We start from the raw sequence: 3,038 nt of genomic DNA on the forward strand, positions 1-3,038 counted from the left end.
CAAAGTAACCACATGTTAAAAAAAACATGTGGTTTTATCTTTTCTAGATGGCCATCTTATGGTATAATTAAATAGTAAGAAAATTAAAATAGAAAGAAGGCGTATATGGAGAAGAATTACCAAAAAAAGTTAGACGATATTATTCAAAGCTATGAGGTAGATGTTGAGAACGGCTTGACCAAGGCTCAGGTCAGACAACAGAGTGACCAGTATGGCGAGAATATCTTAGAGGAAAACGATAGCAAGTCTCCATTTGAGATATTGCTAGAAAATCTCAATAATATTATTGTTTACTTATTAGGCTTTGCCATGCTTCTTTCCTTTATGATGGGTGAATGGATAGAAGGAATTGCGGTTTTCCTAGCCTTGCTGATTTCGATATTAACAGGCTTTTTTGTAGAGTTAAAGGCGCAAAAATCAGTGGATGCCCTGCAAAAGATGGTTACTACGCATGTTACCGTCTTACGTGAGGGTGTGGAAAGCGATATTGAATCTTCTGAGTTGGTCCCAGGAGATGTGATGATTCTCCATACAGGTGATGCCATCGCTGCTGATGGTCGGCTGATTAAAGCCAATAATTTAGCTGTTATTGAGTCAGCCTTAACAGGTGAATCTGAGGCAGTTGATAAAGATGCTGCAGCTATTTTTGACGAAGAAGTACCAGTAGGTGATCGTCTCAACATGGTCTTTTCAGGAACCTCAGTCACCAGAGGACAAGGACTAGCTCTTGTGACCGGTACAGGGATGGATACAGAGGTTGGTAAAATCTCAGATATGATGTCAGGGAATCAGGACAGCAAGACACCACTGGATAAAGAAATTTCTAAGTTGGGGAAATCTCTGATTTTACTAGCTATTGTAGCGGCTGTTCTAGTAGTTGTTATCGGCTTGATTAATGGTCAAGCATTAACTGATATATTGCATATTGCTATTATACTCGCGGTCGCAGCTATTCCAGAAGCCATGCCAGCGGTGCAAACGATTACCCTCTCAAATGGCATGAAAACCATGGCTACTCATCAAGCTTTAGTCAAGACCCTATCAGCAGTGGAGACTCTAGGATCAACTTCGGTCATTGCTAGTGATAAAACTGGTACCCTTACAGAAAATCAGATGATGGTAGAGGTTATTATTACCAAAACTGGCGACGATTACAAGGTCTCAGGTTCAGGCTATGTACCAGAAGGAGAGATAAGCAAGGGTAATCAAACTTATGATATTGATATAGATGAAACGTTTATAACATCCTTTGATAGTAGGGAAGTTTCTGAAGATAATCATTTACAAGCTATCCTTCTCAATGCTTTTTTATCCAGTAATGCTCGTTTAGAAGCATCTGATGAGGATGAGGGAGAATATAGCATAAAAGGTGATCCAACTGATGGTGCGTTAAAAGTCCTCGGCTATAAGGGGAAACTGACTCCAGAAAAGCTTAGTCAGTATGGCTTTGAAAAAGTTAATGAAATCCCTTTTGATTCTGAAAATAAATACATGGCAGTTTGTTATCAATGGCCAGACAAGCGAATACAATTTATCTTAAAAGGTGCACCAGATGTTCTGTTGTCACTCGTAAAAGTTGATGAAGACACTCATACTTTTTGGCAGGATAATATTGAAGAAATAGCTGAAAAGGGCATGCGTTCTTTGGCTTTGGCTAGTACTTTTGTCTCAGAAGAAGATCGTTCCTCAATTGAGAAAAATATGCCAGACTGGCTAGCTAATCATCGTCAAGAGCTAGAAATCGAAAGCTTATTTGGGATTGTAGATCCACCTCGAAAGGATGTCGCAAAATCAATCCAACAAACGCAGGAAGCTGGCATAAGCATTAAGATGATTACAGGAGATCATCCAAAGACAGCTTCGATGATTGCTAAAGACATCGGGATTCGTCATTGGGAAAATACCATGACTGGTGCAGAGATTGATCAAGAACATGACCAAGCTGGTTTTATTGAACGTGTCCATGATACGGCAGTATTTGCTAGGGTTTCACCAGAAAATAAATTACAATTAGTGGAAGCTTTGCAAGCACATGGTGAGATTGTTGCTATGACAGGGGATGGTGTTAATGATGCCCCAGCCTTGAATGGCTCTAATATTGGTGTCGCTATGGGAATTCGTGGTACCGAAGTAGCCAAGGAAGCTTCTGATATGATCTTAACAGATGATCGTTTCTCAACTATCGTGGAGGCTGTTAGAGAAGGAAGGATTATTTTTGAAAATATCAAAAAATACGTTTCTTTCCTATTTGCTTGTAATATGGTCGAAATAAGTGCCATTTTATTTACGATTATTTTCTTATTGCCGATGCCAATTCAGCCCTTGCATATTTTATGGTTAAACTTACTCATTGATGTAGGACCTGCTATCGCTTTGGCTTATGAAACAGCAGAAGAAGATGTGATGCAAAGACCGCCTAGGGATGCTAAAAGTGGTCTAGTTAATGTTAAGTTTTTATCAACAATTATTTGTAGTGGTATCACTATTGGTATCGCTGCATTTGGACTCTTTTACTATTTCCATATCATGTTAGGTGAAACCTTAGCTTATGCTCAAACGGCGACATTTACGTTCATGACCATAGCTCAATTAGCTCATATCTTTAATGTAAGGTGTCAGAAAGGTTTTGGATTAGATCGTTCATTATTCAAAAATAAGTTACTAATATTAGCTTTATGTTTCAGTCTTATCATGCAAGCTATGGCGATTTATCTACCTTTCTTCAATGATATTTTAGGAACAAGAGCCTTAAGAACAGATACATTACTTATCCTTTTGTTGGCTAGCCTTGTTATAACAGCTTTGGTTTATCTTATTACTAAAGTTATTCGTAAAACAGCTGCTTAGAAAACGATAGTTTTTGAATAAATTTCGATACTCTTTACTTTTTGATTTCTAGGCTAAGACCTCAAAACCCCATCATGAGGCTTTGGGGTATCAACATGTTGCATGTTATGGGCTTTTCTGAAAGCTAATTCATTGATTATAAAAACACTGGTTCTGTACTGACCCCAAAAAGTTGGACAACTCATTATTGC

General features: G+C 38.3%; 1 protein-coding gene. It reads left to right on the forward strand.

The window, feature by feature from the left end; all coding sequences use genetic code 11:
• The first annotated feature begins 105 nt into the window (after nucleotides 1-105).
• Nucleotides 106-2,847, forward strand: a complete 2,742-nt coding sequence (locus tag ACMZ6U_RS09870; protein ID WP_416108265.1) for a cation-translocating P-type ATPase — start codon at nucleotides 106-108, stop codon at nucleotides 2,845-2,847.
• Nucleotides 2,848-3,038 lie beyond the last annotated feature (191 nt).

Origin of the sequence: Streptococcus pluranimalium (genome assembly GCF_047785745.1) — a bacterium.
GTDB classification, from domain to species: domain Bacteria; phylum Bacillota; class Bacilli; order Lactobacillales; family Streptococcaceae; genus Streptococcus; species Streptococcus pluranimalium_B.